Annotated in this window: 12 protein-coding genes and 1 riboswitch; all 12 genes read right to left on the bottom strand. The window is 47.6% G+C overall.

Annotation, left to right across the window (positions count from 1 at the left end; all coding sequences use genetic code 11):
* Nucleotides 1-1,073: 1,073 nt before the first annotated feature.
* The 12 genes from ACXAD8_RS14845 to ACXAD8_RS14900 all read right to left on the bottom strand — a co-directional run bounded on the left by ACXAD8_RS14845 (nucleotide 1,074) and on the right by ACXAD8_RS14900 (nucleotide 16,635).
* Nucleotides 1,074-3,020 carry a retron Ec67 family RNA-directed DNA polymerase/endonuclease gene (locus ACXAD8_RS14845; RefSeq protein WP_475230191.1) on the bottom strand — a complete coding sequence of 649 codons (1,947 nt, stop codon included), beginning with the start codon at nucleotides 3,018-3,020 and terminating at the stop codon, nucleotides 1,074-1,076.
* A gap of 401 nt (nucleotides 3,021-3,421) precedes the next feature.
* Nucleotides 3,422-5,254 (bottom strand): glutamine--fructose-6-phosphate transaminase (isomerizing), encoded by a 1,833-nt coding sequence (gene glmS / locus ACXAD8_RS14850; protein WP_475230194.1) that lies wholly within the window; start codon nucleotides 5,252-5,254, stop codon nucleotides 3,422-3,424.
* Nucleotides 5,255-5,283: 29 nt separating this feature from the next.
* On the bottom strand, nucleotides 5,284-6,042 hold the full coding sequence (locus tag ACXAD8_RS14855; protein WP_475230196.1) for a DeoR/GlpR family DNA-binding transcription regulator: 759 nt from the start codon (nucleotides 6,040-6,042) through the stop codon (nucleotides 5,284-5,286).
* 702 nt (nucleotides 6,043-6,744) lie between these two features.
* The gene (gene glmU / locus ACXAD8_RS14860; RefSeq protein ID WP_475230198.1) at nucleotides 6,745-8,103 is read right to left on the bottom strand and encodes a bifunctional UDP-N-acetylglucosamine diphosphorylase/glucosamine-1-phosphate N-acetyltransferase GlmU; all 1,359 of its coding nucleotides are present in this window, start codon (nucleotides 8,101-8,103) and stop codon (nucleotides 6,745-6,747) included.
* A 90-nt stretch (nucleotides 8,104-8,193) separates the two neighbouring features.
* Complete coding sequence (locus ACXAD8_RS14865) at nucleotides 8,194-8,967, bottom strand: metallophosphoesterase (protein WP_475230201.1); 774 nt, start codon at nucleotides 8,965-8,967, stop codon at nucleotides 8,194-8,196.
* Nucleotides 8,968-9,081: 114 nt separating this feature from the next.
* Nucleotides 9,082-9,819 (bottom strand): HesA/MoeB/ThiF family protein, encoded by a 738-nt coding sequence (locus ACXAD8_RS14870; protein WP_475230204.1) that lies wholly within the window; start codon nucleotides 9,817-9,819, stop codon nucleotides 9,082-9,084.
* Nucleotides 9,800-11,314: a thiamine phosphate synthase gene (thiE, locus tag ACXAD8_RS14875; protein ID WP_475230207.1), complete on the bottom strand. Its 1,515-nt coding sequence runs from the start codon at nucleotides 11,312-11,314 to the stop codon at nucleotides 9,800-9,802. Before thiE ends, ACXAD8_RS14870 begins: the two co-directional genes overlap by 20 nt.
* Nucleotides 11,311-12,087: a thiazole synthase gene (locus ACXAD8_RS14880; RefSeq protein WP_475232978.1), complete on the bottom strand. Its 777-nt coding sequence runs from the start codon at nucleotides 12,085-12,087 to the stop codon at nucleotides 11,311-11,313. The genes thiE and ACXAD8_RS14880 overlap by 4 nt, the downstream gene beginning before the upstream one ends.
* A 53-nt stretch (nucleotides 12,088-12,140) precedes the next feature.
* Nucleotides 12,141-12,338 (bottom strand): sulfur carrier protein ThiS, encoded by a 198-nt coding sequence (gene thiS / locus ACXAD8_RS14885; RefSeq protein ID WP_475230209.1) that lies wholly within the window; start codon nucleotides 12,336-12,338, stop codon nucleotides 12,141-12,143.
* Nucleotides 12,311-13,483 carry an FAD-dependent oxidoreductase gene (locus tag ACXAD8_RS14890; protein WP_475230212.1) on the bottom strand — a complete coding sequence of 391 codons (1,173 nt, stop codon included), beginning with the start codon at nucleotides 13,481-13,483 and terminating at the stop codon, nucleotides 12,311-12,313. Before ACXAD8_RS14890 ends, thiS begins: the two co-directional genes overlap by 28 nt.
* Nucleotides 13,484-13,486: 3 nt before the next feature.
* Nucleotides 13,487-15,406: a phosphomethylpyrimidine synthase ThiC gene (gene thiC / locus ACXAD8_RS14895; RefSeq protein WP_475230214.1), complete on the bottom strand. Its 1,920-nt coding sequence runs from the start codon at nucleotides 15,404-15,406 to the stop codon at nucleotides 13,487-13,489.
* Between the two features lie 110 nt (nucleotides 15,407-15,516).
* A riboswitch (TPP riboswitch) is annotated at nucleotides 15,517-15,652 on the bottom strand.
* Nucleotides 15,653-15,732: 80 nt separating this feature from the next.
* Nucleotides 15,733-16,635 (bottom strand): DMT family transporter, encoded by a 903-nt coding sequence (locus ACXAD8_RS14900; protein ID WP_475230216.1) that lies wholly within the window; start codon nucleotides 16,633-16,635, stop codon nucleotides 15,733-15,735.
* Between the last annotated feature and the right edge of the window lie 7 nt (nucleotides 16,636-16,642).

The following is a 16,642-nucleotide window of genomic DNA, read 5'->3' on the forward strand; positions in this document are numbered from 1 at the left end:
CTACCTTCCAGCAGCTTAAGAATGTAAAAATTCAGTGCCGCTCTAATAAGAACGCCACCAGCAGAAGAATGATTTAAGGGTAAAAATGTATTTCATTTAACCAATCTTACAAGAATCATTTTGAATTTCAATCCATCCAGGGTCGGTTTGTTTGTGGGAAATAGAGCTAACCTTAAAGAAAGTCATCGAAATTCTGAAATTTTACGAAGGAATATTATGAAGACACCCATCTAAAATTTGCTAAATAACCAGAAGTCGTTGTAAACAGTGGTGCTCGAAGCTCGTGCGTATCCAGAGATAACCGATCACTAATTCCGGGTAATGTCTCACTCAAACCTGTCATCCGCCACCAACAATAATCACTGTTCAAATATGCACGCATCCTTGGCATGTCAACTTAACAACAGAAAAAGGACCAATGACCACTTTCAGCTAATGCGCTTTTTTCGTTTACTCAATCTCGCTGTATACATAGTTTTCAAAAACGGGGTAGTTTACGATGAACAGCTGAGACTCATGCATCTGTTTTCGTTTGTCGGGATTCAGAAATTGGTGACTCAGTAACTTACCATTGCTTTGCCCGTGCCAGCGGCGAATCACTTCTTCGGTATCCCAACAGTCAGATAAATCTTTATGGATATGCAATACAGGTGAGTGTGGTTGCTCATTACTGCATAAGCACAAACATCAATAGCAAATATTTGAGACAGAAAGTGAATACGATCGTCAACGCATTGACGGCGATGCTCATAGCTAACCCCGGTTTGTTGTCTTCATGCACAAATAGGCTCTGCGCACACAACGGGAAACGCAGAGATAATAGGGCATATCTTCAAGGGTGATTTGTGCCGTCCTGGCTTTTGGCATTTTACCCCCTCCTGAGAGTGCTTAATTTAGCTCCTATTTTGGACAAATCAGAGAATATGGAAACTGTACTGAAGTACAGTTATGATGGGTGTCTCGTTTAGTTTTATTCAAGAATTTGGTTGAAGTATTTCCGCTTGATACATTAAGCGGTTGCTTGTGTACCCATAACTATTAAAGAATTGAAAAATAGAGCGCAGATTCAACTTTCAATCCAGATCCTTTGGATTATAGGATTTTAGAATGACTTTTATATCGTTTAGCAAAGGCCTAAAACCACTGAAATTAATTTTTTTCTTTTGAGCCTTAACTACAAATCTAGAAAAGTAATCCTTACCGTAATGCTTATCAGGATTTAAGCCTTTATTCTCAAGATGAAACTCCTTTCCATTTAACTTTGTTTTTAGCAGGTCTGGATCAAACAAGCCTTCTATCGGTGTTTCTTTCGTTCCTGAGGAAGGAATGGAAACAACGTATAAATTCTCGAAAACATAATTCGAATTCCGAACATTAGTCAGCTTTTTTGCCTTCCTGTTTTGATCCCTCAATCTATCAGCTGTCGTTTTTACTTTTTTACCTTCTTTGTCATCATCTACAATGATTATTACTGGATTACTTTGACCTTGTACTCTATATTTTTTAGTGAATCGCTTATATACCTCCAGTAAATAGACTAATCCAGAGGTTCCCTCTGCCATGCTAAGCATCTCATTAGTTGTCTCAGTCCGATTTAATAACTTTATTTTGAGCTTACCACTCTTATCTATCATCTCGGGATAGTGGTTTGCCAAGTTCTCCAAAGCACATCGAAGGTAGACGTTATCTGTTTTACCTTCGCATACTATCGTAGGAGTTTCGTTATAGTAAAAATACCTGAAAAACAAAAATTTTTGATATAAGTTCTTTATGCCATCCAATGCTACCTGATGACTTTCATCCGAGTGGCTTTGTGTTCTATCAATAGGTGGGTATTTTTCATTTGTCTTTTTTCTGATGCCATCATGTTTGGTTTTTCTAAACCCAATGTCAGCATATTTGTTCCGGTAAGATTTAATGTTGTAGATATAAGCAAGAATACCATTCAGTTTGTTTAGAGAATCATGCTTCTTTAGCTCCGAACTGTCGGCAGGTTGTTCTTGTTTCGGCTTTTCTATTGCTCGTAAAATCCGGTCTATCAAAGAGCTGCTTTTGGGTGTAGCAATAAGTTTTTTTGGCAAATGGTAGTAACCATTTTGAAACAGGCTATTACACATGGCTCTGGCAAATCGGTAGTAATCAGAGCTTACATTAACCAATTTATTCACAACCAAGCCAGTTACTTCCTGTCTTTCAATTGCTTTCTGCATTCGGCATTTTGATTCGTTAACTTTAAATCCCTGGTGCTCTATTGATTTCTTGATTTTACTACTTGCCAACCACTTGCTTGAACCTAACCACTTAAGCGGGCGATAAGCTATCCCACCTGGAAAGTGGCTTAAATTTGTCGAGAACGTAATATCGTCGACATACCTTGTGTAGCTACAGCCATTCTCTTTAGCTATCTTCAGCAGAGCCATATCAAGAGGTCTAGCAATCAAGTTAGAAATTACTGGCGAGGAAGGGCTACCTTGTGGCAATTGATTATTGAAGCATGCAACCTGAGCGATAATTGTTGCCACTTTTGGGTGAAGTTTGAACTTTTTGTTTTTTATAAAAAAGCCGCGAACTCGACCAAAGTTAATACTAGGAAAGAAGTTGCTTAAGTCAATGTTGAATACATATCGTTTACCGATATGCATTTCTGCATTAGTTGAGATAGACAGGTCTTTCTTGTAACCATGAGAAACCGCTCTCTGCGCTTTAGTGCGGGTGTCTTTTTTAGTCTCTGAACTTTTTGATTGAGATTCAAATAACTCTTTTTCGCATTCGCTTAGAAGATTAGCCATTCGCCTTTGAAGTTTCTTTAAGCGAGGTGTTGGAGCTTGAATCTTTCGTAAACCACCACTTTTCTTGGGTATTTCGAACTCTGTATATTTCGACTCGTCCGAAATTTTATACAGAATGTAAGATAAAGACTGAGGCTTGTATCCTAAGATGTAAGCTAAATCGCCAAGCGTTTCACAGCTTTTTAGCTGCTCAATTCTCGGGATAAATTCATCAACGAAAGACTGTGCCAATCAACCTCCATGTATAGAAAGTGCTTACGGGCACTCTTAGGCGAAAGTAAAAAGGATATAACTGTTACACAAACGTATACTCCGTAAGGTAGCAATACGATAGTCAGTCATTGAAACTATGATTGCGATACGCAATCAAAATCTGCCCGTAAGCATAATTAAATTAACATGTAAATTTTTGCGAGGCTATTACAAAACATAACAACATCGATACTTGAAAGTTGGCACCATGTCTAATTCTGCCTTTCGCAAGTATGAAACTATTTTATTGAGTACGATTGCACTATGTATTTATAAAGTACTCTCCCACAAATGTAGACGAACAATAAAGTATCTAGCCTTGGGGTTTTGATATAAAACCTTATTGTACGTGCACAAAAAAAGGCCTTTCGGCCTTTTTTCTATTCCACTGTCACGCTCTTGGCCAGGTTTCTTGGCTGGTCTACGTCGGTGCCTTTAATGATGGCAACATGGTAGGACAACAGTTGCAGCGGTACTGTGTACACCATGGGAGCAATGATGTCGTCAACGTGAGGGACGTTGATCACCCGCATAGTATCGTCGCTCTGGAAGTTCGCATCTTTATCGGCAAACACATACATGATTCCGCCGCGGGCGCGTACTTCAGCCACATTGGATTTCAGTTTTTCCAGTAACTGGTCGTTAGGAGCCACTACAATAACCGGCATTTCATCGTCAATCAGGGCCAGCGGGCCGTGTTTTAGTTCGCCAGAGGCGTAGGCTTCCGCGTGAATGTAGGAGATTTCTTTAAGCTTTAACGCTCCTTCCATTGCAATAGGATAGTGCTCACCACGGCCCAGGAACAGTGAGTGGTGCTTATTAGCGAATTCCGGTGCCAGTTTTTCGATGGTGCTATTCAGGTTTAACACTTCTTCTAACTTGCTGGGCAGGGTGTGCAGGGCATGAATAATCTTTTGCTGCTTCTCTTGCGCCAAGCCATTCAGTTGTCCCAGTTTGAGCGTAAACAACAACAAGGCTGTCAGCTGAGTGGTAAAGGCTTTGGTGGAGGCAACACCAATTTCCGCACCGGCTTTGGTCATGTAGGCCAGATCCGATTCGCGCACCATAGAAGAGCCTGGTACGTTACAGATGGTTAAGCTGGTGAGATAACCCAACTCTTTGGATAAGCGCAATGCCGCAAGGGTATCTGCGGTTTCACCGGACTGAGAGATGGTGAGCAGCAAGCTGTTGCTGTGTACATGGGATTTGCGGTAGCGAAACTCGGAGGCGATTTCCACGTTACAGGACACATTTGCCAGTTCTTCTAACCAATAACGGGCGACTAAGCCAGCGTGATAACTGGTACCACAGGCAACGATTTGCACGTGCTGTACTTTGCTTAAGATTTCATCCGAATGGCGCCCAAACAGCTCAGCAGACAAATCATTTTCTGCCAAACGACCTTCCAGAGCATTGCGGGTAACAATGGGTTGCTCGTAGATCTCTTTCATCATGTAGTGGCGATAGCCCGCTTTATCACCGGCGTCGTGTTCCACTTCAGAATCGTGAATTTCGCGGGTTACGGCTTCACCGTCTTTATCAAAGATGCGAACTTCGGTGCGGGTTACTTCGGCCACATCGCCTTCTTCTAAGAAGATAAAACGGCGGGTTACCGGCAACAGCGCCAACTGATCCGAAGCGATAAAGTTCTCACCAATACCCAGGCCAATAACCAGTGGACTACCTGAGCGGGCAACCACCAGCTTTTCTGGATTTTCCAGGTCCATAACGACTGTGCCGTAGGCTCCGTGGAATCCGGCGACACTTTCCTGTACGGCTTTGAGCAAATCGCTGCTGGTTTGCATCTTGTGGTGAATGGTATGAGCAATGGTTTCGGTGTCGGTCTGGCTTTCGTAGGTGTAACCCTCACTGCTCAGTCTGCTACTCAGTGGCTCGTAGTTTTCAATGATGCCATTGTGCACTACGGCAATTCGATCAGTAGAAAAATGGGGATGAGCGTTGCTTTCAGTGACACCACCGTGAGTTGCCCAACGGGTATGGGCGATACCAATCGCACCTTTAACCGGGGATTCTTTGATAGCATCCTGCAGGGCTTTTACTTTACCTACCCGGCGCACCCGTTGCAGGCTATTGCCTTCGGCAATTACTGCGACACCAGCAGAGTCGTAACCGCGGTATTCCAGCCTGCGCAGACCTTCTACCAAAATAGGCACGACATTCCGTTCTGCAATTGCACCCACTATTCCACACATAATTTTTCTCTCGTTGTTAATTTTGTTCGTTATACAGCCACACGGATAACCGCTACATCATTGCTTTGTAGCTGGCTTACCACGTCATCGCTTAGTTGATCGTCAGTAATGAGTTGCGAGATTTGTTGCCAGGGCAATTCCAGGTTTGGCATCTTGCGCTCAAATTTTTCTGATTCAGCTAACACCACTACCGTTTTGGCTACGCGCGTCATGGCGAGTGTTAGTTGTGTAAACTCGTTAAAGGTGGTGGTGCCTCTTGCTAGATCCACTCCCGATGCGCCCACAAAGGCTAAATCGAAGTTGTAGGAAGACACCATTTTTTCCGCCATCGCGCCCTGAAAAGATTGGCTTTGCACATCCCAGGTACCACCGGTCATCAATAGGGTAGGCTCAGGTTCCAGCTCCAGTACTTCCTGCGCGGTATTCATGGAATTGGTCATCACCACCAGCCCGCGTTTGTTCTTCAGAAAGGGCACAAGGGCATGGGTGGTAGTACCGGAATCGATCAATATACGATCGTGATCCTGAATCAATTTTGCTGCCGCTTCGGCAATCGCCACCTTTCGTTTCGAAACTTCTTCAATCACTTCTTTGCTTTCGCCGGGAGAAAGAATCGCACCGCCGTGGCGTCGCAATACCAAACCACTTTGCTCCAGAGCAGCCAAGTCCTTTCGGATGGTCACTTCAGAAGTAGAAAATTCTCTGGCCATTAGTTCAACGCTAAGTTCACCACGCTGCTCCAATGCAGAGACAATCTGGCGACGACGTTGCTGGGTATTACGTTTCAAAACAAGCACCTTAAGTTTCGTTTCGAAACATATTATTCAAAACGAAACTTAATGCAAGCAAAAATAACTGAACTGAGGGGTAAAACAGGGTGTAATTGGAAAACTTTTTTGAGTAACAATCGAAACCAGCCTGCTCTAACCAAGCTAAAGCCAATCAATTTTGACTTGCCTTTGATTATTGAAGCGGGACTATCAATCAGCCTTCAAACTCCTAAATTGAGCTTGATGTTAGATAGAGTTATTTCGAAGCCGCAGTCTAATTCAACCACTATCCTTTGACTGAAATTATTGTCGGGGCGCCGACTGCGCCTCAAGGTGAGCGGCTGCGCCCCCCTTGAGAATCCCCCGCAGCCCCTGACGCGCAAAAACATAAACTTCGCCATCAGAACAACGACGACCATCAATGACAGCACATCCCTGTGCTGGGCATTGATTGAGCTATCATCCCTGATATCTCTCATCGTTGTTTGAACTGATGTCGCCCTTTATTACGCGTAAAGGGGAATAGGGTTTTGTACTTCGAACAAACCCTGACCTTACTGAATCCATATACGAGTCAGTTTGGCTTTATCTTAAAATGGAAATATTTAGTTTCTGGGCGTTTTGGTCATAAAGTGAGCATTCATGCTCTCATCCTGGCGAGAAAAGCATTAAAAAAAGCCGGACTGTGATGGCCCGGCTTTGAATTGAATAGCGTAGAGCTTACTTTTTGACCGGGCGTGCCCAGCCAGTGACATTGCGCTGCTTACCACGAGCGATAGCCAGTTGTTCACTTTCCACTGCCTTGGTAATAACTGAGCCGGCACCTACTGTGGCATCTTTGCCAATAGTCACCGGGGCCACCAGCGAGCTGTTAGAGCCGATAAAAGCCCCTTCGCCAATGTCGGTTTTGAATTTATTGACGCCGTCATAGTTGCAGGTGATGGTGCCAGCACCGATATTCGCGCCCGCTCCCACAGTGGCATCGCCTAAATAAGTCAGATGATTGGCCTTGGCGCCTTCACCCAACTCGGTTTTTTTCATTTCCACAAAGTTGCCCACTTTGGCTTTGGCTTTCATCACTGAACCGGGGCGCAGGCGGGCGTAAGGTCCGACATTACAATCAGTGCCGACCACTGCCTGTTCAATACTGGAAAAGGCCTCTATTACCGTGCCATCGGCAATCTCACAATCTTTGAGAACACAATTCGCACCGATTTTTACTTTGTTACCTAAGACAACCTTGCCTTCCAACACAACATTCACGTCGATACTGACATCTGTTCCTGTGCTCACTTCACCGCGAATGTCGATACGGTTTGGATCGGCCAGGCTGACACCATTAATCATTAAGGCTTGCGCCTGTTGCAATTGATAAGCGCGTTCAATCTTGGCCAATTGCACCCGGTTGTTAATGCCTTCTACTTCTACTGCAGAGCTGGCTTGCGTGGCCTTTATCACCTTGTTTTCCTCTGCGGCCATAGCAATGACGTCAGTGAGGTAGTATTCCTGTTGCGCGTTGTTGTTTTCCAGTTGGCCCAGCCAGCGCTTAAGATCAGCACCACCCATAATCATAATGCCGGTGTTAATTTCCTGAATCTGTCGTTGCGCGTCACTGGCATCTTTGTGCTCAACAATGGCTTTAACCTGATCGCCATCACGCACAATGCGGCCCATACCGGTCGGATCGTCCAGCACTACCGTTAACAGCACCAAATCAGCTTCTTTTTTGGTGGCAATCAGAGACTGCAACGTTTCGGCTTTGATCAGTGGCGCATCGCCCACCAGAATCAATACATCATCGTCATCCTGAATGTGCGGGATAGCCTGCATGACCGCATGGCCCGTACCCAATTGTTCTGCCTGTAAACACCAGTTAAGACTGTTATGGGCTAACGCAGTTTGCAGTTGCTCTGCGCCATGACCATAGATGAGATTGATTTGAGCTGCACCCACTTCGCCCAGAGTATCAATAATGTGTTGCACCATGGGCTTGCCCGCGATGGGATGTAACACTTTGGGTAATTCCGACTTCATGCGGGTGCCTTTACCGGCAGCCAAAACAATGGCAGAAACTGACATAACGGATCCTTTGCAAAAAATTGTGCTTATTGTAACGAATGCAACTCACCCTGCAACGAAAAGCCGTTGCCAATTTGTCGGGAGATAGCTTCAGGAAAGCGCAACCGAACCCTGAGTGTGGATTTGCAGTACTTTTTGGGCTGACATCACTGCCGGTGTCAGACCATTGGCGGCCCCCACATCCAGATACAAGGTATTGCCCAGATACACCGGATTACCGCCGGTCATGATAGTGTGCCCCACCACCACTTTGTCGATGCCGGATACCTGATGAGTCTCCCGTTGTTGCGGGCTGGAGGAAATATCGGGCTGTTGAAATTGACGCGCCTGTAAAGCGTTATCCCGGTACCAGAGCAGGTGCTTTTGAATATCTGCAGCGGCTAAACTTTCTTGTCTGAGCCACTGATTCCCCGGTACAGCCGCATGCACTATACCAACGCGTCCTGATTCGGTTTCCAGTTCGATGGCCATGGGCAGAGATTTAACTTTGTCCAAGAGGGCTGCCACCTTAAGCGCCATATCCGACTTGGGTTGATACCAGTCGCCACCATTAAAGGTTTGCCAGTTGAGAATATCAGCGATATTGCCGTCTCCCGCCATGGCTGCCAAACCTTTAAGCAGCATTTGTTCATGATTGCCCATCACCGCAAAAAACCAGGATTTATTTAGTAGTTGCAGGGTTTTGAGTGAGTCCGGCCCACGATCGATAAGATCGCCAACACTAAACAGGCGATCGCCCCGCTGCGGATCAAATCCCAATTGAGCAAGGTGCTTAATCAGCAGTTCATACTGGCCGTGGATATCCCCCACGATCCAAGCGCGCTCACTGGCAATAGTAAACTTCTGATAAAGCTGGCTGCTCATGCAATATCGCGTCAGGTAATTGCCCTGCCGCTACGGGATCCTCAGGTTTCGGGGCTCTTTTAATTCTAGAAGCAAACCGCCATTCACGAAACCTCAGTTTTGTGCGCTAAACAATTAGCCGCAAACCAGACAATGGTTTTCAGGGTGAATACGCATGTTTTGCCATTGCAGAGTTTGCCAGTTTACCTGCATGAATTGGTTTTCTGATTTATTTCCAGCCAGGATTAGCAGCGCCTGAGTGGCTTGCATTGTGCCCATAGTCCCCACAACCGGTCCGAGAATGCCCTGATTGAGGCAATTTTCTGCTGGCAGTTCACCCTCGCCAAACAAACATTGATAACATCCCTGCCGTAACTGTTGCTGGCTGTGATGACATAACCACAACTGACCGCTGAGTTGTGTTGCAGCTGCTCCCACCAAATCAACCTGAGTACTGTGACACCATTGATTGATAGTAAAACGGGTTTGGAAATTATCGGAACAGTCTAATACCAGCTGAGGTTTGTGGTGGATTTCAGCATCTGCAGTATACGCCTGGCTTTGTATCTGAATCTGACAATCGGGGTTAATTCCCTGCAATTGCGTTTTTGCCACCTCTACCTTTAAACGGCCAATATCCTCTGCGCGATACAAAAGCTGTCGGGGCAGATTGGTTGCACTGACTGTATCCGGATCCCAGATGGAAATCTGTCCCACGCCAGCAGCCACCAGATAACTCAGGGCGGCACAGCCCAGGCCTCCCGCGCCCACCACCAGCACCTGACTGGCTGCGATAAGCGCCTGTCCCTCTGGCTCTATTTGTGGCAACACCATTTGCCGGACATAACGTTTATCAGTACTGCTCTGGCTCATTTGCGATACCCTGTTGCTGCAACAGTGACTGAAACTGACGAACGCTTTGTTGCGGATCTTGTGCCTGAGTAATGGCAGTAACTACAGCGACAGAGCCAACTCCCGTAGCCAACACTTCAGGCGTTCTAGCCAGATTGATGCCGCCAATTGCCACCAGTGGATAGCCTTTCACTAATTTCACCAGATGATGCAATTTTTCAGTTCCCTGGATTTGGCCTGACATATCCTTGGTGTTTGTGGCAAATATCGCTCCGATAGCAATATAACTGGGCTGTAACGACATGGCCCGTAACAACTCATAATAACCATGAGTGGAAATGCCCAGACGTAACCCCGCCTTTTGTATAGCGAACAAATCAGCCGAATCTAAGTCTTCCTGACCCAGATGTACGCCATAACAATGATGCTCAATGGCCAGTTGCCAATAATCATTAATAAATAATCTGGCCTGATGCACACGAGCCAATTGATTGGCCTTGCGGATTTGTTCAGAAATAAACTGCATATCACCGGTTTTGATACGCAACTGCAGGGTTTTTACCCCATAATTAAACAGGCGCTCTACCCACGCCAGCGAATCCACCACAGGATACAAGCCCAGTTGTTTTGTATTGCAACTGGCAAAAGCCGCTGCCGGTATTACAGACTCTTGCACTGGATGATAGTGCGGAAATTCGTTTGCGCTAAAACACAATGGTTGCAGGCCCAACTTAGGCGCTCCGCCGCCTATGGATAAATGGTTTTGAATCCCCTGAAAAACCAGTGCCTTGGCCAATACAAAAGCTTCTTTTAAAGCGTGCCCCTTTGCCATAGCAGCCGCCAAGGCACTGGCCATGGCGCACCCGGTACCGTGCGCATCAACAGCGCTTATACGCTCCGAGCTTAATGCCAACAATTCGCCCTGGCCCTGCAACCAGTCAATACTTTTTTCAGAATTCAGCTCGTGCCCGCCTTTTAACAACACCCAATTTACCGGTAACTGCTGTAATCCTTGCAACAGGGTTTCGCTATCTGGGTTACCTTGACTGCCCGTCAGCCAGAGTGCTTCTTGTCTGTTGGCGGTTAACACATCCACATAAGGCAATAAATACTCTGTCAAAACACTGCGGGTATCCTGCTGAGTGAGACTGCCACCACGACTGGCGGACACCACTGGATCCAATACCACCAGAGGCTTGGAATTATTTTGTTTGAGGGTTTTCAGCCAGTTACACAGCCACAAAACCTGATCTGTGCTGGCCAGCAAACCGATCTTAAGCACTGAAGGCAAGCCATCCTCCGCCAGCGCCTGTATCTGTTCACTGAACAGGTCAATGGACACCGGGTTGATGGCCAAGAGGCCCTGACTGTTTTGCACTGTTACCGCGCTGACCACCGTACTGCAATACACTTCCAGTTTCTGCGCCGCTTTAATATCCGCCTGAATACCGGCCCCGGCATTGCAATCTGAGCCACCGATAGCCCAAATATAGGGCTGTTTGTTTTTATTCATCATGATTGTTGCCAAAATGGTGTTCCTAAAACCGGAGTAGATGGGCTGGCGGTTTCCCGCGATTGCATTTGTCCCGCCAGATACGCAGCGCGCCCCGCTGCCACTGCCTGGCGAAATGCGCCTGCCATCAGTACCGGATCAGCCGCTTGAGACACAGCAGTATTTAACAGTACCGCATCAAAGCCTAATTCCATCGCCTGACAGGCATGAGAAGGGCTACCGATTCCGGCATCGATAATCAAAAACGCATCCGGCAATCTGGCCCGCAGGGTTTTAAGGGCATAGGGATTGAGTAAACCTTTGCCGCTGCCGATAGGCGCCCCCCAGGGCATCACAACCTGACATCCAGCTTCCACCAGGCGTTGACACAGCACCAGATCATCAGTGCTGTAGGGCAGCACCTTAAACCCTTGGTTGATAAGCTCTGTTGTGGCTTCTAACAAAGCAAACGGATCCGGTTGCAGATTGTAATCATCGCCTGTGATCTCCAGCTTGATCAGCTCAGTGGCAAACACTTCCCGGCTCATTTGCGCCACGGTAATAGCTTCTTTCGCAGAGCGACAACCTGCGGTATTGGGCAATACCGGCACACCGGTTTGTTTAACCATTTGCCAAAACTCCGCGCCGCCCTCAATACTGCCCTGACGGCGCAACGACACAGTCACCATAGCGGGCTGTGCCTTTGCGATTGCCTGCTGCATCAAGGTCGGAGAGGGATATTGTGCTGTTCCCAGCAACAAACGACTGTCCGTAAATAGCGATAGTGGAAAAGGCATTTCTGCTGGTTCAGACTTATTTTCGATGATGTCATTATGGCCGTTTAGCATTGTTATCCCCCTTGCATCGGTGACAGCACATCGAGTTGATCCCCTTCTTTCAAACTGGTGTGCTGATAGGCCTGTTTAGGCACAAAATCACCATTAACCGACACTGCAAAAGCCAGGCGGCTATCCACCACGGTGGACAAAAACTCCGCCAGACATTGAGTATCGGTTTCGGTTAATTCACCATTAAATCGGATTCGCATCTGTCTTCCTTATTGCTGTCAGTGATAAAAGGCACCACGGAATGCGGCACGGGCCGCTTGAGTACCATGGCTGAGACTGCCTGGCTAAACAAAGGGCCAAGTAAGTAACCATGACGATAAAGGCCATTGACACTCACATAACGTTCATGACGATAGATGGTCGGTAAATGATGTGCAAACGCCGGTCGCAAACCTGTGCGGGCACTGTGTATACGAGCTTCGGCAAACCCCGGATGCAAAGCATAGGCAGCGGATAACAACTCCATACTGGACTGCAAGCTAATGGGGGAATCATCCTGACTGTCTATTTCTGTAGCACCAATAACGAACTGCTGCTCAGGCTTAGGCGCAATATACAGGGGATATTTGGGGTGCATAAAACGCACCGGCCGGGTCAGATGAACTTCCGGGGCAGACACGCGAATAATCTCTCCGCGCACGCCTCGCAGGTTGCGTTGCGCTGCTTCCTGTTGTTTTGTGTTTGCACCGAATACGGGATTGGGAGTCAGAGCCAGGGTATTTCGGGCACCTAACCCGCGACAATCCAGCACAGCATCAAACTCTTGCCCCGCTAGACGTCCTTTGGTCCACTCTGTTGCCCATTGTGCTCCCGATAAGGAATCAACCGGCGTTTGCCAGTGCATTGTCACCCCAGCTCTTTGACAGGCCTGCAAGCTGGCACGATAAAAACTGCGATTGTCTAACTGCCCCTCACCGGATAACCACAATGCCCGTCGAAAATGAGCGGGCAGATCTGGCTCCAGCTCAGCAATCGCCAACCTGTCTAACCAAGGATTGGGTTCTGACTGACAGCGGCCTGTGCGCTGCTGAAATTCCGCAAGCAGTGCATCATCAGCATGATGAGACACCACTAAAGTGCCGGTTTGCTGCAACCACACAGCTTTAGGTAACTGGGCCAAAAGCTGCGGCCAGAGCGCCATTGACTCTTTACCTAAAGACAACAAACGCGGCTCAGCACAATGTACCGCTTCCGCCAATGGTGCCAACATGGCCGCCGCTACTGCACCTGCCCCTTGCGGCATGTCCGGATCATCAGCACTGAACACTGTAATCCTGGCACGCCCGAGAAGCTGCAGTGCACACAAACGCCCCAACAAGCCAAACCCTAATATTGCAATATGCATGGTTTATTTCACCGGATGATAAAGCTCACTACCAGAGGATTTAAATTCAGCGGATTTTTGTTGCATTTCGGCCTCAATATCCAGCATCTGAATCTCAATCACTTCATCGCCCAACTCCGCTGCGTAATCGCGTACATCCTGAGAAATCTTCATTGAGCAGAATTTGGGACCACACATGGAACAAAAATGCGCCACCTTGCCAGACTCCTGCGGCAGAGTCTGATCGTGGTATTCTCGTGCTCGTTCCGGATCTAAACTGAGATTAAATTGATCGTGCCAGCGAAACTCAAAACGCGCTTTAGATAAGGCATCGTCGCGAATTTGCGCACCTGGGTGGCCTTTTGCCAGATCGGCAGCATGGGCAGCTATCTTGTAAGTAATTAGCCCTTCTTTTACATCCTGTTTATCCGGTAACCCCAAATGCTCCTTGGGTGTCACGTAGCACAACATCGCTGTGCCGTACCAACCAATCTGCGCCGCGCCAATGGCCGAGGTGATGTGGTCATAGCCAGGCGCAATATCGGTGGTCAGTGGGCCAAGGGTGTAAAATGGCGCTTCGTGACACAAATTGAGCTGTTCATCCATGTTGTGCTTTATCAGTTGCATGGGTACATGTCCTGGCCCTTCCACGATAGTCTGCACATCGTATTGCCAGGCTATTTTAGTAAGTTCGCCTAAGGTGGATAATTCTGCCATCTGCGCAGCGTCATTGGCATCGGCAATCGAACCAGGCCGCAAGCCATCACCCAGGGAAAAGCTGACGTCATACTGCTGCATGATCTGACAGATTTCTTCAAAGTGAGTGTAGAGAAAGTTTTCTTTGTGATGGGCCAGGCACCACTTCGCCATAATAGAGCCGCCACGAGAAACAATGCCCGTCACCCGTTTCGCTGTTAAAGGCACATAGCGCAACAAAACACCGGCGTGAATTGTAAAGTAATCAACGCCTTGCTCTGCCTGCTCAATCAGGGTATCGCGATAGATTTCCCAGGTGAGGTCTTCAGCCACTCCATTCACTTTTTCCAGCGCCTGATACAGGGGAACTGTGCCGATAGGCACAGGACTGTTGCGAATAATCCACTCGCGGGTTTCGTGGATATAACGACCGGTGGACAAATCCATCACGGTATCTGCGCCCCAACGAGTGGACCACACCAGCTTTTCCACTTCTTCTTCAATGGAAGAGGTCACCGAGGAATTTCCAATATTGGCATTCACCTTTACCAGAAAGTTGCGACCTATGATCATAGGCTCGCTTTCCGGATGGTTGATATTACAGGGCAGTACTGCCCTTCCGCGGGCGATTTCCTGACGCACAAATTCCGGGGTGATTTGTTCGGGAATACTGGCTCCAAAAGACTCGCCTTTTTGTTGCGCAGCGCGTATCTCATCGGCCAGTTTGGTTCTGCCCATGTTCTCCCGAATCGCTACGTATTCCATTTCCGGGGTAATGATGCCCTTTCTGGCATAGTGCATTTGGGTGACATTGGCTCCGGGTTTGGCTCTGCGAATAGCGGGTAAATGCTCAAAACGAATGTGATCCAATCCTTCATCCGCCAGCCTTTGCTGAGAAAATCCGGCGCTGGGTGCAGGTAACGTTTCGCAGTCCTGTCGCTGGGCAATCCAGGCTTCCCTGAGCCTTGGCAAGCCGAGGCGCACATCAATTTCAGCGTCAGGTTCACCGTAGGCACCGGAGGTATCGTAAACCCGTACTGGTGCATTCGGCTCATATTGTGGATTTTCTTCGCTACCACCGATAAGACTGTCGGCCAGTTGAATTTCCCGCATGCCCACGCGCACATCGGGTTGCGAGCCAGTTACATAAATCTTTTTGGAATTGGGATAATCATAGCCGCGCAATTGTTGAATAAACTCTTCGGCTTCAGCGCGGCGCTGGCGAGCATTTTTTGTATTGGTTGTCATGATAAGACCTCTTTGTGTTAAATCGGTCTTGTCAGAAATAAGAAGAAGCTGGACAGGAAGCCGCCACAACCGTCCCGGAAAGTACCTGAATTGGATTATTCCTGGATTTTGAGGCTTGCTTTCTTGTTTCCTACGCAAGTATTAACTTGGTCAGGTTCACGGATCCCGCAACTGCGATCTCAGCCAAAATTTTTCAATTGTGGGCTTCACCCATCACTGAAAAATCCGGCACTCCGACAAGAAGTATAAATTTCCCTTTTAACTTACTTTAGCGCTAAGCGCTGTGTCAATATGGATTTTAAGAAGTTCTGCTTAAGCGCTATCACTTATTTAGTTTCCGGCTTTGCCAGCCAGAGCTTCGACGGCAACTTAAGCATGCCGGTGGTGAGCGCCACACCCAATAAAATGGTCGCTGCCCCCAGCAAAATAGTTTGGGTAACCTGCTCATCGATAAACCACCAGCCCCAAATAAAGGCAAACAGCGGCACCAGATAGGTTACCGATAGAGCTTTGCTGACTCCCTCGCGGGATAAAATACGAAAATACAGAATATAGGCTACGCCGGTACAGGCGATGCCCAGGCAAATCACATCCCGCCAGGCGCTGACTGACGGCATCACATCTGGCCAAGTGATGACGCCAGGTACAATCAACATCAAAGAGGCATAAACCTGACTGCCGGTAGCCACCGCCAGCGGTTTCATTCCCGCTGCATAGAGCTTGGAATAGCAAGCGGCAAAGCCATAGCAAGTGGAAGCAAACAAGGCCCCCATAATGGGCAGCAGCAACATAGCGTCATCGGAAATCTTTTCTGACATCAGGATGAACACCCCAGTGAAGCCCACCACTAAACCAAAGATGGTGGCTGGCGCTATTTTGTCTTTTAGCCACAGCCAGGCCACCAGCGCACCGAACATGGGCGCGGTGGAATTCAGGGTAGCGGTTAGCCCGGCTTCCAGCGACAGTGTGGCCCAGGCGAATAAGGTAAAAGGCATGGCGGTATTGGTTAATCCCAGCACCACCAAATGTCGCCAATGAGTGCGAATTTGCTGCATTTCATGACGGCGAATAAAGGCCATCAGCACCAGTAAAAACACAGCCGCAATCGAAGCCCGAAACAGGATCAAAGAAAAGGCACCAAACTCTGGCGATGCTGTGCGCATAAACAAAAATGACGCGCCCCACAGCGCGCCGAGGATCAAAAGCTCCAGATAAGATTTAGCCTGCATATTACTG

This window comes from Planctobacterium sp. AWH2_060 (assembly GCF_056158425.1).